Consider the following 23,222-nt stretch of genomic DNA (forward strand, 5'->3'; position numbering starts at 1 on the left):
CTGGGTCAGGCCGGTCCGGTTCGGTCCGGTTCGGTCCGGTTCGGTTCAGCTGAAGTCGACGCCGCCGCTGCGGGTGCGCTTGAGCTCGTAGAAGCCCTCGAGCGTGGCCATGGTCGCCATCGCGTCCAGCAGACGGCCGGCATCCTCGCCCTTCGGGGCCGGGGAGACGACGGGGCCGAAGTACGCGGTGCCCTCGCCGAAGGAGATCACCGGGGTGCCGACGTCCTGGCCGACCATGGAGATGGCCCGCTCGTGGGAGGCGCGCAGCTCGGTGTCGGTCTCGTCGTCGGCAACCGGGTCGAACACGTCCATCAGCGAGGCCGGCAGCTCCGCGGCCTCCAGCGCCTGCTCGGCCACCGCCCGACGGTCCTTGTCGCCGCCGACGTGGAACCGCTCGCCCCAGGCGGTGTACCAGCGGGCGAAGGCCTCGTCCCCGTGCATGCGGGAGATCTCGATGGCCAGGCGCGCGGGAGCCCAGTTCTGATCCGTGCTGCGGCGGTAGTCGGGATCGAGGTCGCGGCCCTCGTTGAGCACGTAGAGAGACATCACCGAGAACTTCGGGGTGACCTCGCGGACCTCGGCGGCACCCAGCAGCCAGCGGCTGGTCATCCAGGCGTAGGGGCAGGCAGGGTCGACGAACAGCTCGACGGTGCGGGCAGACATGACAGCTCCTCGTGCTCGGGGGTGATGCCGCTCATTCTGTCACTGCGGGCCGTCGCCGCGGAAAGTCGCTGCGGAAAAGACGTTGCACCTGCGGCGTCGCCGGGGTTGGATCTATCAGGTGTCCGTGACCTCGTCGACGGCGGAGACCTCCGCCGCAGCTCCCCCTGCCCGCAGCCCTGCCGCCCCGGCCGCACGACGCCCCGGGGTGATGGCCTCGATCCTGCGCAACCATCGCCGGATGCTTGCGAAGGTGCTGCCGCTGGCGACGATCTCCGAGGGCGCCGAGATGCTGCTGCCGATCCTGCTCGGCGTGGTCATCGACCGCGGCATCGTCGGCGGGAACCTGGCCTTCACCCTGCTCGGTGCGCTCGGGATCATCGCGGTGCGCCTGGGCGGGATGCTGCTGTGGATCTACACCTTCCTGGCGAGCCAGAAGGCCTGCATGTACGAGCGCCACCGTCTGCGCGTGGGCCTGACCGGCGCGGTGCTGGACCCGGCCTCCCGGCGGATCCGGCGTCCGGCCGGCGAGGTGCTCTCGATCGCGACGTCCGACGCCGACAAGGCCTCCGACGTGCTCGACCTGCTGCCGTGGGGATTCCCCGCCGGCATGGTGATCCTCGGGGCCACCGTGTGGATGGGATTCCAGGACGTGTGGCTGGGAGCGGCCATGCTGATCGGGATCGTGGTGATGGTGGTCGTGATCCGCGTGATCACCCCGACGCTCTCCCAGCGCTACGACGCCCAGCAGACCCAGGCCGCCGAGGCCGCCGCGACCGCCACCGACCTGGTGCACGGACTGCGGGTGCTGCAGGGCCTGGGCGTGCAGTCCCGGGCCCGCGCCCACTACCGCCGCCGCTCCCGCGTGGCGCTGGAGGCGGCGCTGGTCAACGCCCGCTACTCGGGTCTCTCCTCGGGCCTGACCACGCTGGTCACCGGGGCGATGCTGGCCGCCGTCGTCGTCATCGCCACCGTCCGCGGGCTGCAGGGTGACCTGGGCATCGGCGCCCTGATCGCCGTGGTCGGCGTCGCGCGCCAGGTCATGGGGTCGCTGCAGGGGCTCTCCGGGATGCCGGTGTGGTGGGCGAGCATGTCGACATCCGCCCGTCGTGTCCGTGACCTGTTCGCCGACCTCGGCCGCGAGGTCGACGATCCCGCTCTGACGCTCAGAGCTCTCTCCGTCGGGCGCGATGACCGCGGCGAGGGCACCGCCGCCCGCCGGGAACGGCGCGGCGCGGCCGGCGGTCTGCACATCCGCAACCGGGGCCATGGCCGCAGCCTCGACATCTCCGTGCCCGACGGCACATTCGTCGCGGTCGCCTGTGCCGACGTGGCCGATGCCGACGCCATCATCGACGCCGTCAGCGGACCGGACGACGGGGACGGCCTCCAGGCGTCCCTGGGCGAGCGGCCGATCGTCCCGGAGCAGCGCGCGAGCCTGCGAGCGGACCTGCTGGTGGAGCCGCACGTGGTGGATCTGTTCGACGGAACGCTGCGCGAGCAGCTGGCCACCCGCGCCCCGGAGACCGCCGCGACCGACGGCAGCGACGACTCCTGGGCGGATGCCGCCCTGCATGCCGCCGGCGCCGAGGACCTGCTGCGGATCCTGCCCGACGGGTACGAGTCGCGCATCCTCGATCGTGGCTCCAACCTCTCCGGCGGCCAGCGCCAGCGCATCGCCCTCGCGCGCGCCGTCGCGGCCGATACCCCCGTCCTCGTGCTGCAGGACCCCACCACCGCGGTCGACGCCGTCACCGAGCAGCACATCGCCGAGGCCCTGGTCGCCGCCCGCCGCCGCAGCGACCGGGCGACGCTGGTGCTCGCCCGCTCCCCCGCTCTGCTGCGGGAGGCGGACCGCGTGGTGTACGTGCGCGCCGGCGAGGTGGTCGCCGAGGGCGAGCACCTCGAGCTCATGGACCGTGACGACTACCGGGAGATGGTGCAGCGATGAGCGCGACCACGAGGCGCGGCACGCCGACGCACGACCTCGACTGGACGCGCCCGGTGGACGAGGTGCTGGGCGATGACGCCACTGCCCAGCACCAGCTCGCCGAGCACGCCCAGCTGCTGCCGATCGCGGGCGCCGGCCAGGCGACGCGGTTCATGCTCGGCAGGCTCCGCGAGCACCGCCTGGCCGCGCTGGCCACCGCGGCGGTGACGATCGGCGGCGCCATCGCGGCGGCGATCCTGCCGCGGCTGATCGGCGCGGCGGTCGACGTCGTCGCGGGCGGCGGGGACCCCGCCGCGGCATGGTGGCTCGGCGCGCAGGTCCTCGGCGTCGGCATCATCCAGGCGGTGCTGGCCGCCGCCGGCTGGTCGATGGTCTCGGCGCTCGGACAGCGGATCCTGGCCGGGATGCGCGAGGACGTCATCGACCGCGCTCTGGACCTGCCCGCGCACACCATGGAGCGCTCCGGCATCGGCGACGCCCTCTCCCGGGTCGCCGACGACGTCGACGTGGCCGCGCGTGCCGTGAACAACCTGGTGCCCTCACTGATCCAGATGGGCTTCTACGTGATGGTGACCATGGTCGGCATGGCCACCCTGTCCCCGTGGCTGCTGATCCTGGTGGTGCTGGTGGTGCCGATGTACGCGCTGGCGGCGCTGTGGTATCTGCGGCGCACCGCACCTCTGTACCGCCGCGAGCGGATCGCGATGGGCGCTCGCGCCCAGGGGCTGCTCTCCGCGATCCACGGCATCCCCACGGTGCACGCCTACGGCATCGAGCGCCGCGAGACCCGGCACGTCGCGGTGCTCTCGGAGACCGCCTCGGTGCTGAACATGAGGGTGATGTTCCTGGTCAGCCGCCTGGTGGCCTTCATCGCCATCCCGGAGAACCTGGCCCTGCTGCTGGTGCTCGGGCTCGGATTCGTGATGGTGCACGTGGCCGGAGCGCCGATCGGCGTGGTCACCGCCGCCGGCATCTACCTGGTCAGCCTGTTCTGGCCGATGATGGCGGTCATCTTCAACCTCGACGAGGTGCAGTCCGCCGTCGCGAGCCTGTCGCGCATGGTCGGGGTGATCTCCTCGATCGACCCCGCCGCCTCCCCGGGCGAGGAACGCCCCCAGGACGCCTCGATCCGCCTCGAGCAGGTCTCCCACGCCTACGGCACCGACGACGAGGGCCGGGAGCGGACCGTGCTGCATCCGATCGATCTCGACATCGCCCCGGGTGAGGTGGTCTCCCTGGTGGGAGCCTCCGGGGCGGGCAAGTCGACGCTCGCGGCGATCCTCGCCGGCACCCTGGTCCCCCGCCACGGCACGGTGCTGCACGGCGGCGCCGACCTCGCCCGGGCCGACATCGACGCGGTGCGCAGCCACGCCTCGATCGTCAGCCAGGACGTGCACGTCTTCCGCGGCACGCTCCGGGAGGACCTGCGACTGGCGCGGCCCGGGGCGAGCGACGAGGAGCTGTGGGCGGCGCTGCACCGGGTGGACGCCTGGATCTGGGCGCAGCGCCTTCCCCACGGCCTGGACACCGAGGTCGGGGAGAAGGGTGAGCGCCTCACCGCGGAGCAGGCCCAGCAGCTGGCCCTGGCCCGCATCTCGCTGCAGGACCCCGCCGTGCTGGTGCTCGACGAGGCCACGGCCGACGAAGGCTCTTCCGGCGCCCGGGTGCTGGAACGGGCGGCGCTCGAGGTGGCCCGGGGCCGCACCACGATCATCGTGGCCCACCGCCTGTCCCAGGCGATGGTCGCCGACCGGATCCTGATGATGGCCGACGGCCGGGTGGTAGAGCAGGGCAGCCACGAGGAGCTGGTGGCGCGGGGCGGCGAGTACGCCCGGCTGTGGAGGGCCTGGGCGGGCTGAACGGGGTCGGCGACTGGGTGGTTCGGCGACTGCGCGGTTCAGCGGCGTCGCAGACGCAGCACCAGGATGCCGGCCACGCCGGTCACCAGTGCCGTCACCGTCAGCAGTCCGGCGCCCACGAACATGGCGACGCGTCCGAGGCCGCCGGCGGACCCGAGCAGTCCGTCGCGCTGCGAGGTGGTCTCGCCCAGTTCGAGCACGGTGCCCTCGACGGCGTCGGGCGCGACCTCTCCCTCGACCTCGAGGGTGAGGATCAGCCTCAGCGGCTCCTCCGCGCCGGGTTCCGCGTCGGCCGGAAGCTGCAGCCGCTGGAGCTGGATCGTGTGGGTCCCCGGCAGCCAGGCGGATTGCACCGCGCGCAGCTCCGAGCTGCGATTGCCCAGATCCACCGGGGCGGCCATGCCGCCCCCGGCGATCGGGTCGCCGTCGTAGGCCGCCCAGGAGCCGCCGCCCACCGTCACCTGTTCACGCGCGGCGTTGAAGGTCCGCAGCGCGAGGACGTCCTTGCCGCCGTCGGGCTGTGCGGTGACCTCCGTGCGCCAGCGCAGACGCTGACCCTCGCGGACCTGTGTCGAGACCATTCCGGTCTCCCCGGGAACGAGCTCGACCACATGGGAGCCGGGCTCGAGCGGGGTGGCAGCGGCGAAGGACCGCCCCAGCTCGATCGGCTGGTCGTCGACGGGAGAGACGGGGGACGCGCCGTCGTCCTCGACCTCCTCGTCCACCGCGGGTGCGCCGCCGCCGATCCCGGGCGGCTGGATCGCGACCTGGATCTCCACGGGAAGCGGCTCGTCGGCCGCCCGTGATCCCTGCCGGGCGACCCGCAGGAAGAGCTCCTCGCCGGAGCAGCCGTCGGGACCGACCGCCTCGGAGACGGCCCAGGCCGTCACCGGTCCGTCCCCGGTCATGTCCTCCCCGGCGAAGTCGTCGTCGCTGGTACAGGTATCGCCTCCCGCGGTGCGGAAGCCGATGGCCAGGCCCAGTCCCTCGTCGTCCTCGGGCCGGCCATCCGGGTAGGGCGGCGCCGCGATGGTCGCGGCCGCATGCACGCGCTCGCCGTCCTCGACGGCCACCCGGTAGTACTTCTCGGTGCCCTCCTTCGAGGTGCTCTCGGCGCCGCGCTCGAAGGAATCGCGATGGATCCCGGGAGCCACCGTCGTGGCCTGGGCGAGGGAGGCCCCTCCCTGGACGTCCTTCCCGTCGGCCGAATAGGCATGCTCCGGCGGGGTCGGCTCGTCCGAGGGATCGGCGAGCGCGGCCGGCGCCGCACCGAGCAGCACGAGCGCCATGGCCAGTGCCACGATCAGCGCCGCCGGGGCCGGGGCGGACGCTCGCGGGGAGTGCTCTAGCATGACCACCATCATGTCCGATGTCATCGCAGGCCGCATCGAGCTGCTCGATCCTCTCGCCCGCGGCGCCTCCGGGTCGCTGTGGCGCGCCATCGACCGCCGCTACGGGGCGATCTGCGCAGCGAAGGTCATGCGCCAGCGGGACGGCGCCGAGGTGCTGCGCTTCGTGCGCGAGCAGACCGTCGGCACCGCCCAGGGCCTCGGCAAGCATCCCCACCTGCTCCCGCCCTACACGTGGGTCGCCGAGGACGACACCGTCGTGCTGGTGATGCCCCTGGTCCACGGCGGCACCCTCGCCGGGGCGCTGGCCGACCACGGCGCTCTGGCCCCTTCGCTGGTCGCTCACCTGCTGCGGCAGCTGCTCGACGCCCTCGCAGCGATGCACGACTCCTCATGGGTCCATCGGGACGTGAAACCCGCGAACCTGCTGCTGGACCGCACGGGGGATGCGGCACCGCACCTTCTCCTGGCCGACTTCGGTATCGCGCTGCACGAGTCGGACGTGCGGCTGACGGAGACGGGACTCGTGCACGGCACCCCGGGATTCATGGCACCCGAAGTGCTCACGGGCGAGGCGAGCTCAGCGGCGCAGGACGTCTGGGCGGCAGCGGCCTGCGCCCTGGAGGCCCTCGACCCGTTGCCGCCCCGGCAGCGGGTCGACGTGGCATCCCTTCCGGACCGAGCCGCCCGCTCCCTCGCCGGCAGCGCCGATCCAGCGGCCGGTCCGCTGGGGGAGCTGCTGTGCGCCATGCTCGACGCGGACCCCACCCGGCGCCCGGCGGCCGTGCAGGCCCGGGACGCCATCGTCCCGCCGTCCGCTCCCCCCGCGCAGTGGTCCCGCACGGCCAGCGGCGAGCGCTTCGTGGTCGCCGATCAGGTCGAGGCCGGCCACCTCCCCGAGGTGCCGCTGGATGGTCCGGAGAGCCTCGCCGGGCTGGCCCCCGGGCTGCACGAACGGATCACGGCGCGGTCCGCCCCGAACCCGACTCTCTCCTCCGACCCGAGTCCGAACCCGAGCCCGAGCCCGCGAGCGCGGCAGGCCTCCACCGAGGAGTTCATGCACGATCCGACGCGGCGCAATCCCCAGTCATACCTGCCGCCGCATCCGGTGCAGGCTGCGCCGTCCGGGCCCGCGACCGCGCAGCCGCCTTCCGCGGCGGCTCGGCGCTCCGGCGCCTGGATCGGCGTGCTCCTGCTGGTGGTCGCCGCGCTGTGCCTCGCGGGCGCGGCTGCCCTGGTCGCAGCCGCCCTGATGTGACAGGAGCCGCGGTTCGGCGCGGTTCCCGGCCACTCCCGGACGGTCGCTCCCGGACGGTCACTCGCCCGCGCGGACCAGCCCGGCCTCGTACGCGGCGACCACCAGCTGGGTGCGGTCGCGCAGGCTCAGCTTGCCCAGCATCCGGGAGACATGGGTCTTGACGGTCTGTTCGGCCATGTACAGCTCGTCGGCGATCTCGCGGTTCGATCGTCCCCGGGCCACCAGCCGCAGCACGTCCAGCTCCCGCTCGGTCAGGGCCGCCAGGCTCACGTCCGGGCGCGCGGACTGCTCCGGTCGGGAGACGAAGTCCGCGATCAGCGTGCGCGTCACGCGCGGTGCCAGCAGTGCCTCACCGGCGGCGACCACCCGCACCGCGTGGACGAGCTCATCGGGTGTGGAATCCTTGTGCAGGAATCCGCTCGCTCCCGCCCGCAGGGCGGCGAACACGTACTCGTCGGCATCGAAGGTGGTCAGCATGATGATCTTCGGTGGCGTGCCGGGCATCTCGAGCACCGCCCGGGTCGCGTCCAGCCCGCCCACGTTGGGCATGCGGATGTCCATGAGCACCACGTGGGGCCGGACCTCCTCGACCATGCCGGTGATGCCGGCGCCGTCCGCCGCGGTGCCGACGACCTCGATCCCCTCCTGGGCGTTCAGCAGGGCCTCGAAGCCACCGCGGATCATCGACTGGTCGTCGACGATCAGCACACGGATCGCGGAGGCCGGCTCGGCGGGGTCGGTCATGCGGTCACCGTATCCCAGCTTCCCGGGAGGAGCGCCCCATGCTGCTGGTCCCTGACCGTCGCGCATTGGGCCGCCTCGGCCATGACCTGGCCCTGGTCCTGCCGGGCCTGCCGCTGACCCTGGTTGCCGTGGCCATGCTGACCCCGCTGATGGCCGTCTCCTCGGTCCTGGCGATCGTCTGGGTGGGCGTGCTGCTGTTCCCGGTGACGCTCGCCCTCGCCTCGGTCTGCGCGAGTCTGGACCGCTGGCGGCTCGCCCTCTGGGGAGTCGACGTCACTCCCCCGCGCTACCGCCCCCGCGGACGGGGCGTCGCCGGGGTGCTCCGTCTGATCACCGACTCCCGCCGCTGGCTCGACCTCGCCTTCGAGGCACTGATCGCGCTGCCGGTGCGCGTATTGACGGTGGGGACCACGGTGCTCTGGGCGGTCGGCGCGGTGGCGTGCCTCACCTCATGGGCGTGGGGACGGCTCCTGCCACCCGGCAGCGGCGACGTCCCCGGCCAGGACCTGCCCGGCGGGTGGGCGGTGGCCCTGGTCGTCGGCCTCCTGCTCGCCCTGACATTCCCCGCCATCGTGCATGCCCTGGCGCTGCTGGACGTCGCGGTCACTGCCGCCCTGCTGGGTGGTGCCGTGCCGGGGGCCCGTCGCAGCGGAGAGGCCCCGGCGACGGTCGGATCGGATGCCGACGAACGGCTGCGGGAGAACGCCTGGACCCGCATGACCATCGCCTTCATCGGCTTCGTCCTGGTCGTCGTGGGCTGGCCCGTGACCGCCACCCTCTACCACGTCCATCCGGCCCTGGCGATGGTCGTGACCGTGGCCCACAGCGTCGCTGCCCTGCTGGCGGTGCGCTGGAACTGGGCGGGCCTGTCCCTGGGGGTCCTCGCCGCGCTGGCCACGATCCTGATCACCGCCGGCGAGCAGACGCTGGCCCCCTGGCCGTGGCCCGTGACCGCGCTGCTGGCACACTGCCTCGTCCTCGCCGTGCTGGCGGTCTTCCACCGCTGGTTCTGGGCGGTCTCTGCCTGGTCCGCCGGGGCCGCACTGACTCTCGGGGCACTGCTGGAGACCGATCCGGCCTCGATGCCGAGCGGGACGCTGCGCGGGGTGATGACCAACGGCGTGGTGCTGGTGGCCATCAGCGGCGGCGTGGTGCTGCTCGGGCTGACCGTGCGCCAGTGGGTGCTGATCAGCGGCCGCGTCGAGCAGGCCCAGACCGTCAGCGCCGAGGAGGTCCGGCGCCGGTTCGAGCTGGAGGAGCGCAGCCGCATCGCCCGCGAGCTCCACGACGTCGTCGCCCATTCGATGTCGGTGATCACCGTGCAGGCCGGCACCGCGAAGTTCCGACTCACGGGCCTGGATGCGCAGGCCGAGCAGGAGTTCGAGGACATCGCCGCCTCCTCCCGGCAGGCACTCGGTGAGATGCGCTCACTGCTGGCGACCCTGCGCACCGACGACTCCCTCGACGAGGTCCCCATGCCGGGCCTGGCGGACATCGAGCAGCTGGCCGAGGCCAGCCGCGCCTCCGGGGCCGCGATCGACGTCGACCTCGATGACATCGACGAGACGGAGGTTCCGCCCACGGTGGGGCTGACGGCCTACCGCGTCGTGCAGGAGGCCCTGAGCAATGCGCTGCGCCATGCGCGCGGCGCCGCGATCCAGGTGCGGGTAGTGGCCACCGGCGCCTCCCTGGACGTCGAGGTCTCCAACCGCGCCGCCGACGCCGGGCACGAGCCCATCCCCGGCTCCGGACTGGGCCTGGCGGGCACCCGGGAGCGCGTCACCGCCCTCGGCGGCACCGTCGAGGCGGGCCCCACCGCCGATGGCGGGTTCACCGTGGTGGCCAGGATCCCCATCGCCGATCCCCTACCCCGGTAGGGGGTCGAGGTTCGCTCCCCGGAGGGACGCGGAACCGACCTGGCGACCTCTAGCGTCGAGGGCATGACGACCACCGCCGCACCGCGCCCCACCGGCGCGCGGTCCACACCGCCCAACCGCGACTACTTCGAGCTCTCCGAGCGCGCCAAGGCCGCCGGGCTCATGGGCCGACGGGTGGGCACCTACATGGTGCGCACCGCCGGTCTCGCTCTCGCGTTCCTCGGTGCCACCGCCGCGATGTTCGCCCTCGGCTCCTCGCCGTGGCAGCTGGCCATCGGCGGCGTGTTCGGGATCCTGTTCACCCAGGCCGCGTTCCTCGCCCACGACAGCGCCCATCAGCAGGTGTTCGCCTCGGGCCGCCGCAACGAGTGGTTCTCACGGATCGTGGGCAACCTCGTGGTGGGGCTGAGCCTCGCCTGGTGGACCCGCAAGCACAACAAGCACCACGCCCATCCCAACACCATCGGCAAGGACGGCGACATCGCCGGCGGCGTGCTGGTGTTCGTCCCCGGTGACGAGAAGGGGCGCACCGGCTTCATGGGCTGGCTCGCCAAGCGCCAGGGCTGGGCCTTTATCCCGATGCTGAGCCTGTTCGCCTTCGTGCTGCACTTCGAGGCCATCTCCTCGGTGGTGAAGAACAAGAAGATGAAGCACCGCGTCGCCGAGGGCCTGCTGGTCGCCATCCGTCTGATCGGATTCCCCGCCCTCGCCGTCGCCGCGATGGGCCCGCTGTGGGCGCTCGCCTTCCTCGGCGTCCAGTTCGCCGTGTTCGGCATCTACATGGGCGGCTCGTTCGCCCCCAACCACAAGGGCATGGCACTGCTGCCGGAGGACCTCGAGGTCGACTACCTCCGGCGCCAGGTGCTCACCTCGCGCAACATCACCGGTGGCCGACCCATGGACTGGGCGATGGGCGGCCTGAACCTCCAGGTCGAGCACCACCTGTTCCCGCGGATGCCCAGCTCGAACCTGCGCAAGGTGCGCCCGCTGGTCAAGGAGTTCTGCGCCGAGAAGAACATCCCCTACACCGAGACGGACCTCGTGACGTCCTACGGGATCATCATCCGGTACCTCAACCGGGTGGGACTGGGCTACGCCGACCCGATGGACTGCCCGATCGTCTCCCAGCTGCGCACCGGCGCCCCCGTGCGGGCCGCCTGAGCCCTGACGCCCCGGCGCGCCGCCCACCGGGCCGGGGGCGAGGCGGTATGGTCGCCCCATACGCCTACCCCTTCACGGGCAGCGCAGCCCCGGCTCGGTGGCCGGACGGTACGGGGCGTCCGTGGAGGCCGATCCGGCCGGGATCACCACCATGTCTTGCACCCCGCGCTGGTCGCCCGGCGACCAGGTGACCTGGACCTACTACACCCCACAGCACCCGACCCGCACCGTCCGCCCCGGCACCGTCGTGCTGGACGACGACCGCGGCATCGTGGTCTGGATCGCGCCCGGCACCGAAGTGCTGCTGCCGGTCCTCGAATCCGGGGCGGCGCTGCGCCGCGCCGGGGACGAGGGCATGTTCACCGCCCCGCGCCTGCAGTCCAAGCAGCTGTGGACCGGCAACGGCATCCTCATGATCGGGCTGCCCGAGAAGCCGTACTCGGTGTGGCTGTTCTACAAGGACGACGGCTCGCTGGGCTGCTACTACGTCAACCTCGAGACCCCGTACGAGCGCACCGACGAAGGTGTGCGCACCCGGGACCTGGTGCTGGACCTCGTGGTGCTGCCGCGCCGCGACTGGCACTACAAGGACGAGGACGAGCTCGAGGGAGCCGAGCGCACCGGATACTTCACTCCCGAGGAGGTCGAGGAGATCCGGGCGGCCGGCCGTGAGGCCGAGCAGCACATCGCCGAGTGGACCTACCCCTTCTCCGCCGGGTACGAGTACTTCTTCCCGGACCCGTCGTGGCCCCTGCCGACGCTGCCGGAGCACTACACCTGGGATCTGGACCTGACGCAGCGGTGAGGGGTCATGCGCTCAGCGCGGACACTCAGCCCAGCTGCTGCGCGAAGATCTCGGAGAAGCGGGTTCCCGGAGCGGCAAGCTGCTCGAAGCTGCCGTACTCGAGCACGCGCCCGTGGTCCAGCAGGTAGATGCGATCCATCCCGCGCACGGTCCAGGCGCGATGGGAGACGACGATCGTGATCCGGCCGGCGGCGCTCTCCCGCAGCTGGGCGAAGACCTCCTGCTCGGCCTCGGCGTCGATCGCCGACGTCGGCTCGTCGAGGATCCTGACCCCGGCATCGCGCACGTGGATGCGCGCCAGAGCGATCCGCTGCCACTGCCCGCCCGAGAGGCCCACCCCGTCGAACTGAGGCCCGAGCATCGTGTCCAGCCCGCGGGGCAGACGCTCGACCAGTGAGCGCGCGCGGGCCGCCTCGAGCGCCTGCCAGATCTCCTCGTCCTCCACATCCCGGCGCGGGGTGCCGAGTGCCACGGCCTCGCGCACGGTCATCTCGTAACGACCGAACTCCTGGGTCACCAGAGCGAAGCGCGAGAACCTCTCCGGCAGGCTCAGCTGCGAGGCATCGGCCCCGTCGAGCTGCACGAGGCCGCCGTCGAGCTCGACGATGCCCAGCAGAGCGCCTACGAGCGTGGTCTTCCCGGCGCCGTTGATGCCGACCAGCGCGATCATCTCGCCCGCCTCCGCGTGGAGGCTCGCGTCTCGCAGCGCGGGAGTCGACGCGCCGGGATACGTGACGGTCACCTCGCGGACATCGAGTCGCCGGATGCCGGGAGCACGACCGCCCTGTTCCCGCTCACCGGCAAGGTTCTCCTGCTCCCGGAAGCGGGCGACCTTCGGGGCGACGGAGATGACGTCGCCGAAGGCGAAGCCTGCTCCGCGGGTCGCCTGGAGGCCGGCGATCACGCCCAGCACCCCGGCGCTCAGGCCCGCGGTTCCGCCGCCCTCGGCGAGCACGGCGATCAGGGCCCCACCGAGCAGGCCCGCGGTGAGGGCTCCGCCGATCAGGTCACCGCGCATCAGCCGGGCATAGATCTGGTCATTGTGCGCGGTGAACCGGGCATGGGCCGCGGCCGCGGCGTCGGCGACCTTCGGCCCCGACCCCAGCGTCGCGAGCTCCGTGGCGGTCCGAGCGCCGACCAGCTGCTCGAGCAGATAGCGGAATCGTGCTCCATGCTTCGCACCGACCTCGAACTGTGCGTCCTGCACTCCCGCGGACCATGCGAAGTTCACGAGGCTCGGAATCAGTGCCAGCACCACCAGCACCGCCGCGAGCGGGGAGAACGGCCAGATCGCCGCCCCGAGGGTCGCCGCCGCGAGCAAGGAGGCGACGGCGCTGATCACGGAGCCGGGAGCCCGAGAGAGCTCGAACGTGCTGGTGCGACACCCGTCGAGCAGAGCGTGGATTCGGGGATCGGCGATCTGACGCGGATCGAGCCGGGCCGCGGTGCGGGCCAGCCGCGTGTTGAGCTCCCGCATCAGACGGAGACTCGCGCGCTGGCCCATGAGGTTCTCCGCGCTGGAGACGATCTGTGCGAGTCCCACCAGCATCGTCAGCAGGAGGACGGGGACGAGCGCAGAGCGCCACGACCCTGCGTCCGCTGTCTCCACCAGCCAGGCGACGGCACGGACCTGCGCGGCCGGGACCAGGGCGAGCAGGAGAGAGGTCGCGGCGGTCAGGGCGAGCCAGCGGGGGCTGCGGCGGGCGGCTTCGGCAAGACTCCAGCCCGCGCCGGCGAGGATCGTCCGGAGTCCGACGGCACGCGGTTCGGCGTCCGTCCTCTCCCTCGACATGTCGCGGACCTTACCCGCGATTCGGCACGACGGGCCCGTGATTTAGTGTGCCGGTGCCGAACGTGGGCCGGTACGCGCCAGGCATCGTGCCGCGGACCGCAGGCGCACGATCTCCCCGAGGAGCAGTGGGGCCAGGAAGAACACGGCGAGCACGACGCCGAATGCGACCCGGACGAGCAGCGCCACTCCCGGCTCCTCGATCGGTTCGGCACGATGACTGACCCAGACCAGGCCCGCCGCGAGGCTCGCCCCGGCGCAGGCGATCGCTGCGAGGCGGAGCCGACGGGCGGGCCGCGCCGCCAGGGTGAGGGCGACGACCATCGGCGGCAGGAACATACCCAGTTCATGGTCGCGCAGCGCGAAGACGATGTAGGAAGCCGTCGCGATCGTCGACACCGCCAGCGGGAAACGCGGGTATGCGGCAAGGACGAGCGATCCCAGAATCACCAGTGCGAAGGCGAGGACATCGGCCGGACGCGTCGGGCCCCATCCATCCACCGGCGCGAAGGGACGTCCGGTCACAGTGCCGATCGTCGCACCGAGCTCGACGACCAGCACAGCACCGGCGAGGAGTACCCAGACCACGGCGCGGCGCGTCATGTCCACACCACCGCGACGACGACGTCGGCCAGGGCGAGCCCGCCTGCGAGCCGGAACAACGGACGCACGGCCGTCGCCCGGTCACCACGGCGCCGCCGGATGACGGCCGCGACGATGAGCGCCACGAGCAGGGCCACGGCGACGGAGAGCTTGACGATCATCTTGAGCTCGTCGACCTCCATTCCTTGCAGGCGATTGGCGGCGATGAGGGCATTGCCGGTGAGGACCTGCACGACCGCACCGGTGAGCATGGCGCGCAGGCGGAGCGGCTGCGTTCTCCGCACCTGCAGAAGGAACGGGCCGATCACGGCGGCCAGGCCGACGAAATGGATGACGAGAAGCGCGAGACGCGCGATCTCCAGGGGCGGCATGACTCTCCAGGGTTCGAGGCGATATCCGGGGTGGGTAAGCACTCACTCACCCCTACAATGACGGTATGCCCGCCGCAGCGTCAACACCCGATTCACCCTCGCCGTCCGCGTCCACGCCCGTCGAACAGGCATCCTCTGCACGAGAACGCATCCTGGATGCCGCGGCGACGATCATGCGGCGCGACGGGCTGGTGCGCGCGACCACCAGGCTGATCGCCCAAGAGGCCGGGTGCTCGGAGGCGCTGCTGTACAAGCACTTCCCCGACAAGCGTGAGATCTTCCTGGGCGTGCTGACCGAGCGCTCACCGCGGATCGACGGTGGCGGCGATCTCCCGGGGACCGGCACCGTCGCCGGGAACCTCGCACAGCTCGTCGCGAACCAGATCGCCTTCTACGAGCAGAGCTTTCCGATCGCGGCGTCCATCTTCTCCAGCACGGAGCTGCTCGTCGCGCACCGCGAGGCCATGGCGGATCGCGGAGTCGGCCCGCACGGCCCGTCGGCCCTCCTCGCGCGCTACCTGGAGAAGGAGGTGGAGCTGGAGCGCCTGCCTCGGCTCGACACGGACGCCGTCGCACTCCTTCTCACGGGTGCCGCGCTGCACGAGGCGTTCCTGGCCACCTATGCCGGCGAATCGATCCAAGAGCCCGGGTCCACGGCTCGTCGGCTGGTGGACGCCCTCGATCTCACCGGCCCGGTCGGCCAGTATCCAGGAGACGAGGTCCCGTCGGGATCGTGAGCCGAGATGCTCTCGAGACCTCGTTCCCCCAAGCGGTGCGCGCGCCGGTGGCAGGATGGAGAGCATGTCAACCGAGAACCTCACGCGCGACGAGGCCCGCGGCCGCGCCTCGTTCCTCAGCACCGATTCCTACGAGATCCGCCTGGATCTGACCACCGGCCCGGAGACCTTCCGCACCGAGACCACCATCCGCTTCTCCTCCGCCGAGGCCCGCGAGACCTTCGTCGATCTGATCGCGAAGGAGGTCCACGAGATCGAGCTCAACGGCGAGCTGCTCGAGGATCCCGGCTCCCGCTTCGACGGTGCCCGCGTCCGCCTGCCCGCCCTGGCCGAGGGCGAGAACGTCGTGCGCATCCTCGCCGACGGGAACTACATGAACACCGGCGAGGGCCTGCACCGCTTCGTGGACCCGGTCGACGACGAGGTCTACCTGTACACCCAGTTCGAGGTCTCCGACGCTCGCCGCATGTTCGCCTGCTTCGAGCAGCCGGATCTCAAGGCCACCTTCCGTCTGACCGTGACCGCTCCGGATCACTGGCGGGTCATCTCCAACGCACCCACCCCGCAGCCGGCCCCGCTCGAGGGCCGCGACGGGGCCGCCACGTGGAGCTTCGAGCCCACCGAGCGGATCTCCACCTACCTGGTCGCGCTCATCGCCGGCAATTACCAGGGCGGCACCGGCGAGATCACCTCGCGCGACGGCCGCATCGTGCCGATGGGCGTGTTCGCCCGCGCCTCGCTGGCCGAGCACCTGGACGCCCAGAACGTCATCGACGTGACCAAGGCGGGCATCGACTTCTACGAGGAGGCCTTCGATCAGGACTTCCCGTTCCCCAAGTACGACCAGGTCTTCGTGCCGGAGTACAACATGGGTGCGATGGAGAACCCCGGGGCCATCACCTACGTCGAGACCTACGTGTTCCGCTCCGAGGTCTCCGACGCGATCCGCGAGCGGCGCGACCTCACCATCCTCCACGAGCTCGCCCACATGTGGTTCGGCGACCTGGTGACGATGCGCTGGTGGGACGACCTGTGGCTGAACGAGTCCTTCGCCGAGTACGCCTCCACGCTGGCCAGCGCCGAGGTCACCCGCTGGGCCGACGCCTGGACCACCTTCGCCGTCTCCGAGAAGGCCTGGGCCTACCAGCAGGACCAGCTGCCCTCGACCCACCCGATCGTCGCCGACATGGTCGACTTCGACGCCGTGGAGACCAACTTCGACGGCATCACCTATGCCAAGGGCGCCTCGGTGCTGCGCCAGCTGGTCGCCTACGTCGGCCGTGACGCCTTCTTCGCCGGAGTGCGCGCCTACTTCGCCAAGCACGCCTGGGCCAATACGGAGCTGACGGACCTCCTGGTCGAGCTCGAGGCCACCAGCGGCCGTGACCTGAGCTCCTGGGCGCAGCTGTGGCTGCAGACCGCCGGCGTGAACACGCTGCGGCCACTTATCGAGCGGGACGCGGGCAGCTCAGAGCGGGACGCGGGCAGCTCAGAGCGGGACGCGGGCAGCTCAGAGCGGGACGACAGCGGCGTGGTGACACGCTTCGCCATCGCCCAGAGCGCTCCGGAGGAGCACCGCACCGTGCGCCCCCACCGTCTGCGCGTGGCGGGCTTCTCGCTCCAGGACGGCGCGCTCGTGCGCACCGACGAGGTGGAGCTGGACGTGGACGGTGAGCTGACCGAGGTGCCGGAGCTGACGGGCAGACGCGCCGATCTGTGGCTGCTCAACGACGGCGACCTCGCCTATGCCAAGGTCCGCCTCGACGACGCCTCGCTCGCGGTCGCGATGGACAACCTCCGCACGCTCGACGACTCGCTGGCCCGCACGCTGCTGTGGTCGGCCGCGTGGGACATGGTGCGTGACGGCGAGCTGCCCAGCGGCCGCTATCAGCAGCTGGTGCTGGCCAACATCACCGGTGAGGCATCCTCGTCGGTGGTGCGGACCCTGCTGCAGCAGCTCGAGGCCGTGGCCGGGCCCTACGCCGCCCCGGCCCGACGCGCGGAGCGGACCGCCGCCGCGGCCAGCGCCCTGTGGGAGCTGGCCCGGGCCGCCGAGGCCGGCAGCGACGCCCAGCTGCAGTTCGTGGAGTCGTTCGCGCGACTGGCCCGGACCGAGGAGCACCGCACGATCCTCGAGTCCCTGCTGGAGGGCAGCGTGGAGCTGCCCGGCCGCACGATCGACACCGACCTGCGCTGGAAGCTGGTGATCGCCCTGGCCGTCCTCGGCGGCATCGACGAGGCCGGGATCGACCGCGAGCTCGCCTCGGACGACACGCAGTCCGGCCGCAAGAGCGCCCTGACCGCGAAGGCCGCGCTGCCGACCGCGGAGGCCAAGGCGGAGGCATGGCGTCTCACCGCCGAGCAGGACACCCTGGCCAATGAGTCGATCACCGCGGTGATCCAGGGCTTCTCCCGCGTGAGCGACGAATCGCTGATCGCGCCGTACCGGGACCGCTACTTCTCGATGATCGAGAAGGTGTGGGAACGTCGCTCGACGGAGATCGCCAACCGCATCGTGCGGGGCTACTTCCCGTCCTCCTACGGCGGCCAGAGCGTGCTGGATGACGCCGACGCGTGGCTCGCCGACGCCGAGGAGGCCGCCTTCGGACTGCGTCGCATCATCATCGAGGGACGGGACACCGTGGCCCGGCAGGAGCGGGTGCGCGCCGCCGACATCGAGTGAGGGCGGCCGAGGAGGCGCTCGGCTCAGGCGCCGAGCGCCTCCTCGATCTGGGGAACCATCTCCTCGAGGGCGTACTGCATCGACAGCACCGAGCCCAGCGAGTAGGCCGAGGCCAGGTCGCCGTCGATGACCAGGGCGCGTCCGTCGGCGACCGCCGGGATCTGCTGCCACTGCGGGTCCTCGGAGATCTCCGTGGTCTCGATGTAGATCGGGAAGGCGACGACCAGGTCCGCATCGAGCAGATCGAGCTGCTCGGAGGAGATGTCGGCCGAGAAGCCGGAGGCGCCCGCCTCCAGCTCGGCCACGGACGTGGCCAGCACGAAGCCGAGATTCTCGAGGAACTCCACCCGCTCGGTGCCGTCGATGTAGGCGCCCCAGCCCTCGGAGGTGCGGGTCGCCGCCGAGACGCTGCGCCCCTCCCACTCGGGGTGGTCGGCGGCGGCCTGCTCGAACTGGGCGTCGAGCTCGCTCTGGAGCCGCTCGCCCTCGTCGGACAGGCCCAGCGCCTGGGCGATCATCTGCAGCTGCTGCTCGGTGGTGGTGAGGTAGTTGTCGCCCCCGTCGGGCACGCCGACGGTGGTGGTGATCTGGCTCAGCCGGTCGTAGCGCTCCTGGTCCCCGGAGCTCTTCACGTCCAGGATGAGATCGGGTTCCAGCGCCGCGATCGCCTCGAATGACGGCTCCAGGGTCTCGATGAGCGTCGGCGCCTGGTCGTACATCCCCTCGGCCCAGGGGCCGACGCCCTCCCCGCCGAAGGCCAGCCAGTCGGAGGCGCCGACGGGCTGGACGCCCAGGGCGAGCGCGGTCTCGGCATCACCCCAGCCCAGGGCGACGACGCGCTGGGGCGGGGCCTCGACGGTGACGGGGCCGAACTTGGTGGCGATCTCGGTGGGGGAAGCGCCTCCGCCGCCGTCGGACGCACCGGAGCCGGACCCCTCGCCCCCGCCCGAGTCGCTGCAGGCGGCCAGTGCGAGCCCCGTGCCTCCCGCGAGAACGGCCAGCAGGCCCCGGCGAGAGAGCCGCGGTCGCTGTGAGATCTGGCGGGACAGAGGGGTCTGAGAGAGCTGAGGGATCATGGTGGCTGCTCCGTGGGTGTGAAGGTGGTCCGGCACGAACCGTCGCTAAGGCTACCCTTACCTCAGCATGAGCCGACAAGCCCCCGACGTCTCCGGAAGCAGACTGTGAGCGGACCCTCCTCCCCCGCCCTCCCGCGGCGCCCGCGCCCCGGGACCGTTCCATCGCGCCCGCGGGCAGCCGTCGCACTCGTCCTGGCCCTGGTCGCCCTGGCACTGCTGTGCGCCGCGAGCCTGTATATCGGGTCGCGCCTGGTCCCGCCCGCGACCGTCGGGCGGATCCTGGTCGATGCGGCCACCCACGTCGGCTCCGAGGAATCGGTCCAGCAACGTGCCGACGCGCTCGGGATCGTCGTGCAGGACTACTCGGCCGTGGCCTCGCTCCGGGTGCCGCGCACGGTGATCGCCCTGGCCGCCGGCGCCGCGCTGGGCCTGGCCGGGGCGCTCATGCAGGTGCTGACCCGCAACCCGCTCGCCGAGCCGGGGATCCTCGGCGTCAACGCCGGGGCGGCCTTCGCCGTCGTGCTCGCCATCGTGCTGGTGGGCGCCTCCTCCCCCGCGGCGTTCGTGGCGGCGTGCCTGGTGGGGGCCTTCGTCGCGACCCTGGCCGTGTTCACCATCGGCACCCTGGGCGCCGGCGTCATCACCCCGGAGCGGCTGACCCTGGCCGGGGTCGCGCTCGGTGCGGTGCTGGCCGGGCTGACCTCGGCCTTCCGCCTCTCCGCGCCGCGCGAGTACTCCATCCTGCTGATCTGGGAGAGCGGCGATCTCTCCCAGCGCGGCTGGGACACGGCCGCTCCCTCCCTGCCGGTCGCCGCGGCCGGCGTCGTGCTCGCCCTCGCGCTCGCGGGTGCGATGAACGTGCTCTCCCTGGGAGAGGACATGGCGGCCTCTCTCGGCGCGCACGTCCAGCGCACCCGGATGCTCATGGTCCTCGCCATCACCCTGCTGGCGGGCTCGGCCACCGCTCTGGCCGGCCCGATCGTCTTCCTGGGTCTGATGGCTCCCCACGTGGCGCGCTGGACCGTCGGCCCCGACCAGACCCGGCTGCTGCCGCTGGCGGCGCTGCTGAGCGCCGCGATCATGGTGCTGGCCGACGTGCTCGCACGCGTGGTGCTGTGGCCCGGCGAGGTGCCCGTCGGCATCGTCACCGCGCTGATCGGCGCGCCGGTGCTGATCGTGCTGGCCCGGGGCCGACGGGCGAGCAGCATATGAGCGCCCCCGACGCCTCCGCACGCACCGGGGCCCCGCGCCGCAGGCGCCATGTGGCCGTGTGCGCCGTGCTGACCGCGCTCGCCCTGGCCATCACCCTGGTCTCCCTCTCCCGCGGCGACTATCCGCTGGATGCCGGCCAGCTGTTCGAGGCGCTGACCGGCCGCGGGGACTTCGCCTCCACGATCGTGCTGCAGTGGCGGCTGCCGCGGTCGCTGGCGGCGATCGTCTTCGGGGCGGCGCTGGCGCTGTCCGGGGCGATCTTCCAGACCCTGACCCGCAATCCGCTCGGCTCGCCCGACGTGCTCGGATTCTCCACCGGTGCCTACACGGGCGTGCTGGTGCTGACGCTCGCGGCCGGCGGCGCCGCCTCGGGTGCGCTGGGCGGCGCTGCGACCATCGTCGGAGCCCTGGCCGGCGGCCTGGGCACCGCGGTGGTGGTCTACCTGCTGGCGCGGCGCGACGGCCTCCAGGGGTTCCGCCTGATCGTCGTCGGCATCGGGATCTCGGCCATGCTGCACGCGGTGAACGTGTGGATGCTGCTGCAGGCGCAGGACGAGGTGGCGATGGCCGCGAGCATGTGGGGCGCGGGATCGCTGTCGCTGATCGACTGGCCCGCACTGCTTCCCGTGCTGGGGCTGCTCGTGCTGGCGGTGCCGGCGCTGATCGTCTGCGTGCCGCTCATGGCCCAGCTCGAGCTCGGGGACGACGTGGCCACGGTCCACGGCGTCGGCGTGGAGCGGAGCCGCCGCCGGATCCTGCTGCTCGCCGTGATCCTGGTCGCGGCGGTGACCGCTCTGTCGGGCCCGATCGCCTTCGTCGCCCTGTCCGCGCCCCAGCTCGCCAAGCGCCTGGTGCGCGGGACCGGGATCCCGCTGGCTGCGAGCGCCGCGATGGGCGCCGTGCTGCTCGGAGGCGCGGACCTGGTGGCGCAGCACGTGCTGCCGACCGCGCTTCCCGTCGGCGTGGTCACCATCGTCCTGGGTGGGATCTACCTCGTGGGGCTTCTGCTGGCTCCCGCCCTGCAGACACGATCCACCCCCGGGCGTTATCGTCAGGGGCATGCCTGACGAACCCCTCGATCCCGGTCGGCTGCTGGCTGCTCCCGGCGCCGACGAGGCCGTGTCCATCGCCGATTCCCTGATCCAGTGGGTGCTGACCAGCGGCGTCCGGATCGTGCTGATCCTCGTGGCGGCCGCGCTGGTCAGCCTCGTGGTGACGTGGCTGCTGCGGCGCTTCTTCCGCACCATGGTCGAGTCATCCTCGAAGCTGACGAACGTGGCCGGCGCGGTCGTCAAGCGCGACCCGCGCTCGCTGAAGGCCGCCCAGGCCCGCCGCGAGCAGCGCGCCGAGACCCTCTCGAACGTGGCCCGCAACGTGGCCCACATGGTCATCTGGGCCGTAGCGCTGGTGATGATCCTCTCCGAGATCGGCGTGGACATCGCCCCGGTGATCGCCTCCCTCGGCGTGATCGGCCTCGCCGCCGGCATCGGCGCCCAGACCATCATCCGCGACATCGTCGCCGGCATCGTGATGCTCTTCGAGGACATCGTCGCCGTGGGTGACTTCGTGGACATCGAGTACGCCAGCGGCACCGTCGAGTCCATCAACCTGCGGGTCACGCAGGTGCGCGCGATCGACGGCGTGCTGTGGACCGTCCGCAACGGCGAGATCATCCGCATCGGCAACATGTCCCGCGGCTACTCCAACGCCGTGGTGACCCTGGACATCGACGCCGGCGCGGACGACGACCGCGTCACCGAAGTGCTCGAGAAGGTCACCGGCGAGCTGGCGACGGACCCCGACTGGGTGGAGATCATCCAGAGCCCGGCGGACATCAGCGGCATGCTCGACGTCGACGGCAACCGCTACCAGCGCCGCATCATCATCCAGGCCGCCCCCGGCGAGCAGTGGACGCTCGAGCGCGAGCTGCGCGGGCGGATCCGCGTCGCCTTCGCCGAGGCCGGCATCGACTTCGCCATGCCCCGCTTCGGCGAGACCCTCAAGCCCTGATCGCGAGCACCCCCACATGACCAGCGAGCCCAGCGAGAGCACACCGCCCAGTGCGAGCACACCGCCCGAGCCGGTCAGCTTCTACGAGGCCGTCGGCGGTCACGACACGTTCGTCGCCCTGGTGGACCGGTTCTACGCGGGAGTGGCCGAGGATCCGCTGCTGCGGCCGATGTACCCCGAGGAGGACCTCACCGGGGCGAAGGAGCGGCTGCGGACCTTCCTCGAGCAGTACTGGGGCGGGCCCAAGACGTACGGCGAGCAGCGCGGCCATCCCCGTCTGCGCATCCGTCACGGACCGTTCCCCGTCTCCCCGGCCGCCCGGGACGCCTGGCTGAGGCACATGCGCGAGGCGGTGGTGTCTCTCGAGCTGGCCCCGCAGCACGAGGAGACGCTGTGGGAGTACCTCGAGCGGGCGGCGCACTTCATGGTCAACACCGACGACGGCGGCGAGGCACCCATGTCGGGGCAGTCCGTGCCCACGCGCCTGACCTGAGGCGCACACCGCCGGGCTGCACGGATCGAGTCCGGCGGAGCGGCCGGCGCGTCAGTCGCGGAAGACCAGGGGCTGAGCGGCGAACTCCTGCAGGCGCCGACGGGAGTCGTCGTCCAGTCGCACCGGGGCGCCGCTGTCGGCGTCGACCATGACCACCACGGTGCGGGCGCGCGCATAGGGCGCCTGACCCTCGGGATCCTCGCGGGTGAGCACCAGGTAGTCCACGGACAGGCTCGCCCCGCCGATGCGGGAGAGCCACAGCCGCACCACCGCGCCGTCGCGCCGGTGCCCCATCGAGCGCACGTACTCGATGCGCTGGGAGGCGATCACGGTGCCGACCGCGGAATCGGTTCCCCCGCCCGGAAGCGCGGCCACCGGCGCCGGTGCCCCGAGGGCGATCTGGTCGTCGGGCGCCTTCCAGAAGGCGGCGATGCGCGCTTCCTCGAGCAGCCGCACCATCGCGGCGTTGTTCACGTGCCCGTAGGCGTCCAGGTCCGTCCAGCGGACGGCGACGGGGATGTCGATCGGCGAGGACGCAGAGGAGGGAGCCGACGACGAGGACGGAGACGGAGAAGAAGCCATGG

General features: G+C 72.0%; 20 protein-coding genes. 12 read left to right on the top strand and 8 right to left on the bottom strand.

Going from position 1 to position 23,222, the window contains the following annotated elements:
* Positions 1-45: 45 nt before the first annotated feature.
* Complete coding sequence (locus tag ACFQRD_RS00695) at positions 46-663, bottom strand: disulfide bond formation protein DsbA (protein ID WP_377019112.1); 618 nt, start codon at positions 661-663, stop codon at positions 46-48.
* Positions 664-787: 124 nt separating this feature from the next.
* Here ACFQRD_RS00695 and ACFQRD_RS00700 point away from each other — a divergent pair, with 124 nt between their 5' ends.
* The gene (locus ACFQRD_RS00700; RefSeq protein WP_377803265.1) at positions 788-2,611 is read left to right on the top strand and encodes an ABC transporter transmembrane domain-containing protein; all 1,824 of its coding nucleotides are present in this window, start codon (positions 788-790) and stop codon (positions 2,609-2,611) included.
* Positions 2,608-4,470: an ABC transporter ATP-binding protein gene (locus ACFQRD_RS00705; RefSeq protein WP_377803266.1), complete on the top strand. Its 1,863-nt coding sequence runs from the start codon at positions 2,608-2,610 to the stop codon at positions 4,468-4,470. Before ACFQRD_RS00700 ends, ACFQRD_RS00705 begins: the two co-directional genes overlap by 4 nt.
* A 38-nt stretch (positions 4,471-4,508) precedes the next feature.
* Here the strand turns inward: ACFQRD_RS00705 and ACFQRD_RS00710 are convergent, their stop codons facing one another.
* Positions 4,509-5,822: a hypothetical protein gene (locus tag ACFQRD_RS00710; protein WP_377803267.1), complete on the bottom strand. Its 1,314-nt coding sequence runs from the start codon at positions 5,820-5,822 to the stop codon at positions 4,509-4,511.
* On the opposite strand from ACFQRD_RS00710, the gene ACFQRD_RS00715 reads away from it, so the two are divergent.
* Positions 5,821-7,077 carry a protein kinase gene (locus ACFQRD_RS00715; protein WP_377803268.1) on the top strand — a complete coding sequence of 419 codons (1,257 nt, stop codon included), beginning with the start codon at positions 5,821-5,823 and terminating at the stop codon, positions 7,075-7,077. The genes ACFQRD_RS00710 and ACFQRD_RS00715 overlap by 2 nt on opposite strands.
* Before the next feature lie 57 nt (positions 7,078-7,134).
* On the opposite strand, the gene ACFQRD_RS00720 is transcribed toward ACFQRD_RS00715, so the two are convergent.
* A complete protein-coding gene (locus ACFQRD_RS00720; protein ID WP_377019106.1) occupies positions 7,135-7,821 on the bottom strand; it encodes a response regulator in 687 nt (228 codons plus the stop codon).
* Positions 7,822-7,859: 38 nt separating this feature from the next.
* Here ACFQRD_RS00720 and ACFQRD_RS00725 point away from each other — a divergent pair, with 38 nt between their 5' ends.
* The 3 genes from ACFQRD_RS00725 to ACFQRD_RS00735 all read left to right on the top strand — a co-directional run bounded on the left by ACFQRD_RS00725 (position 7,860) and on the right by ACFQRD_RS00735 (position 11,664).
* Complete coding sequence (locus ACFQRD_RS00725; protein WP_377803269.1) at positions 7,860-9,698, top strand: sensor histidine kinase; 1,839 nt, start codon at positions 7,860-7,862, stop codon at positions 9,696-9,698.
* Between the two features lie 63 nt (positions 9,699-9,761).
* The gene (locus ACFQRD_RS00730; protein WP_377019104.1) at positions 9,762-10,859 is read left to right on the top strand and encodes a fatty acid desaturase family protein; all 1,098 of its coding nucleotides are present in this window, start codon (positions 9,762-9,764) and stop codon (positions 10,857-10,859) included.
* Between the two features lie 121 nt (positions 10,860-10,980).
* Positions 10,981-11,664, top strand: coding sequence for a DUF402 domain-containing protein (locus ACFQRD_RS00735; RefSeq protein ID WP_377019103.1), 684 nt, complete (start codon positions 10,981-10,983; stop codon positions 11,662-11,664).
* A 25-nt stretch (positions 11,665-11,689) separates the two neighbouring features.
* Here ACFQRD_RS00735 and ACFQRD_RS00740 read toward each other — a convergent pair whose 3' ends face one another.
* From ACFQRD_RS00740 to ACFQRD_RS00750, 3 genes are read right to left on the bottom strand one after another with little or no spacing between them, the layout of a single operon-like run.
* On the bottom strand, positions 11,690-13,456 hold the full coding sequence (locus tag ACFQRD_RS00740; RefSeq protein ID WP_377803271.1) for an ATP-binding cassette domain-containing protein: 1,767 nt from the start codon (positions 13,454-13,456) through the stop codon (positions 11,690-11,692).
* Between the two features lie 42 nt (positions 13,457-13,498).
* Positions 13,499-14,014 (bottom strand): hypothetical protein, encoded by a 516-nt coding sequence (locus ACFQRD_RS00745; protein ID WP_377803272.1) that lies wholly within the window; start codon positions 14,012-14,014, stop codon positions 13,499-13,501.
* A 38-nt stretch (positions 14,015-14,052) separates the two neighbouring features.
* The gene (locus tag ACFQRD_RS00750) at positions 14,053-14,427 is read right to left on the bottom strand and encodes a hypothetical protein (protein ID WP_377803273.1); all 375 of its coding nucleotides are present in this window, start codon (positions 14,425-14,427) and stop codon (positions 14,053-14,055) included.
* Between the two features lie 65 nt (positions 14,428-14,492).
* Between ACFQRD_RS00750 and ACFQRD_RS00755 the strand changes: the two genes are divergently transcribed.
* Complete coding sequence (locus ACFQRD_RS00755; RefSeq protein ID WP_377803274.1) at positions 14,493-15,164, top strand: TetR/AcrR family transcriptional regulator; 672 nt, start codon at positions 14,493-14,495, stop codon at positions 15,162-15,164.
* A 64-nt stretch (positions 15,165-15,228) separates the two neighbouring features.
* Positions 15,229-17,847, top strand: a complete 2,619-nt coding sequence (gene pepN / locus ACFQRD_RS00760; protein WP_377803275.1) for an aminopeptidase N — start codon at positions 15,229-15,231, stop codon at positions 17,845-17,847.
* A 23-nt stretch (positions 17,848-17,870) separates the two neighbouring features.
* Here the strand turns inward: pepN and ACFQRD_RS00765 are convergent, their stop codons facing one another.
* The gene (locus ACFQRD_RS00765; RefSeq protein WP_377803276.1) at positions 17,871-18,923 is read right to left on the bottom strand and encodes an iron-siderophore ABC transporter substrate-binding protein; all 1,053 of its coding nucleotides are present in this window, start codon (positions 18,921-18,923) and stop codon (positions 17,871-17,873) included.
* Positions 18,924-19,028: 105 nt separating this feature from the next.
* Between ACFQRD_RS00765 and ACFQRD_RS00770 the strand changes: the two genes are divergently transcribed.
* The 4 genes from ACFQRD_RS00770 to ACFQRD_RS00785 are packed head-to-tail and all read left to right on the top strand — an operon-like array spanning position 19,029 to position 22,638.
* Positions 19,029-20,135, top strand: a complete 1,107-nt coding sequence (locus ACFQRD_RS00770; protein ID WP_377803277.1) for a FecCD family ABC transporter permease — start codon at positions 19,029-19,031, stop codon at positions 20,133-20,135.
* Positions 20,132-21,202 (top strand): FecCD family ABC transporter permease, encoded by a 1,071-nt coding sequence (locus tag ACFQRD_RS00775; RefSeq protein ID WP_377803278.1) that lies wholly within the window; start codon positions 20,132-20,134, stop codon positions 21,200-21,202. Before ACFQRD_RS00770 ends, ACFQRD_RS00775 begins: the two co-directional genes overlap by 4 nt.
* The gene (locus tag ACFQRD_RS00780; protein ID WP_377019095.1) at positions 21,195-22,145 is read left to right on the top strand and encodes a mechanosensitive ion channel family protein; all 951 of its coding nucleotides are present in this window, start codon (positions 21,195-21,197) and stop codon (positions 22,143-22,145) included. The genes ACFQRD_RS00775 and ACFQRD_RS00780 overlap by 8 nt, the downstream gene beginning before the upstream one ends.
* 16 nt (positions 22,146-22,161) lie before the next feature.
* The gene (locus tag ACFQRD_RS00785; RefSeq protein WP_377794346.1) at positions 22,162-22,638 is read left to right on the top strand and encodes a globin; all 477 of its coding nucleotides are present in this window, start codon (positions 22,162-22,164) and stop codon (positions 22,636-22,638) included.
* 51 nt (positions 22,639-22,689) lie between these two features.
* Here ACFQRD_RS00785 and ACFQRD_RS00790 read toward each other — a convergent pair whose 3' ends face one another.
* Entirely contained in the window at positions 22,690-23,220 is a 531-nt protein-coding gene (locus ACFQRD_RS00790) for an acyl-CoA thioesterase (protein WP_377794347.1), read from the bottom strand.
* Positions 23,221-23,222 lie beyond the last annotated feature (2 nt).

This window comes from Brachybacterium sp. GCM10030268, assembly GCF_042666305.1.
In the GTDB taxonomy this organism is placed as follows: Bacteria; Actinomycetota; Actinomycetes; order Actinomycetales; family Dermabacteraceae; genus Brachybacterium.

Bases quoted from the DNA above. Each gene is read 5' to 3' on its own strand.
- ACFQRD_RS00695 (WP_377019112.1), bottom strand. From the start codon at position 663: ATGTCTGCCCGCACCGTCGAGCTGTTCGTCGACCCTGCCTGCCCCTAC.
- ACFQRD_RS00705 (WP_377803266.1), top strand. From the start codon at position 2,608: ATGAGCGCGACCACGAGGCGCGGCACGCCGACGCACGACCTCGACTGG.
- ACFQRD_RS00715 (WP_377803268.1), top strand. From the start codon at position 5,821: ATGACCACCATCATGTCCGATGTCATCGCAGGCCGCATCGAGCTGCTC.
- ACFQRD_RS00710 (WP_377803267.1), bottom strand. From the start codon at position 5,822: ATGCTAGAGCACTCCCCGCGAGCGTCCGCCCCGGCCCCGGCGGCGCTG.
- ACFQRD_RS00720 (WP_377019106.1), bottom strand. From the start codon at position 7,821: ATGACCGACCCCGCCGAGCCGGCCTCCGCGATCCGTGTGCTGATCGTC.
- ACFQRD_RS00725 (WP_377803269.1), top strand. From the start codon at position 7,860: ATGCTGCTGGTCCCTGACCGTCGCGCATTGGGCCGCCTCGGCCATGAC.
- ACFQRD_RS00730 (WP_377019104.1), top strand. From the start codon at position 9,762: ATGACGACCACCGCCGCACCGCGCCCCACCGGCGCGCGGTCCACACCG.
- ACFQRD_RS00740 (WP_377803271.1), bottom strand. From the start codon at position 13,456: ATGTCGAGGGAGAGGACGGACGCCGAACCGCGTGCCGTCGGACTCCGG.
- ACFQRD_RS00750 (WP_377803273.1), bottom strand. From the start codon at position 14,427: ATGCCGCCCCTGGAGATCGCGCGTCTCGCGCTTCTCGTCATCCATTTC.
- ACFQRD_RS00755 (WP_377803274.1), top strand. From the start codon at position 14,493: ATGCCCGCCGCAGCGTCAACACCCGATTCACCCTCGCCGTCCGCGTCC.
- pepN (WP_377803275.1), top strand. From the start codon at position 15,229: ATGTCAACCGAGAACCTCACGCGCGACGAGGCCCGCGGCCGCGCCTCG.
- ACFQRD_RS00765 (WP_377803276.1), bottom strand. From the start codon at position 18,923: ATGATCCCTCAGCTCTCTCAGACCCCTCTGTCCCGCCAGATCTCACAG.
- ACFQRD_RS00775 (WP_377803278.1), top strand. From the start codon at position 20,132: ATGAGCGCCCCCGACGCCTCCGCACGCACCGGGGCCCCGCGCCGCAGG.
- ACFQRD_RS00780 (WP_377019095.1), top strand. From the start codon at position 21,195: ATGCCTGACGAACCCCTCGATCCCGGTCGGCTGCTGGCTGCTCCCGGC.
- ACFQRD_RS00785 (WP_377794346.1), top strand. From the start codon at position 22,162: ATGACCAGCGAGCCCAGCGAGAGCACACCGCCCAGTGCGAGCACACCG.
- ACFQRD_RS00790 (WP_377794347.1), bottom strand. From the start codon at position 23,220: ATGGCTTCTTCTCCGTCTCCGTCCTCGTCGTCGGCTCCCTCCTCTGCG.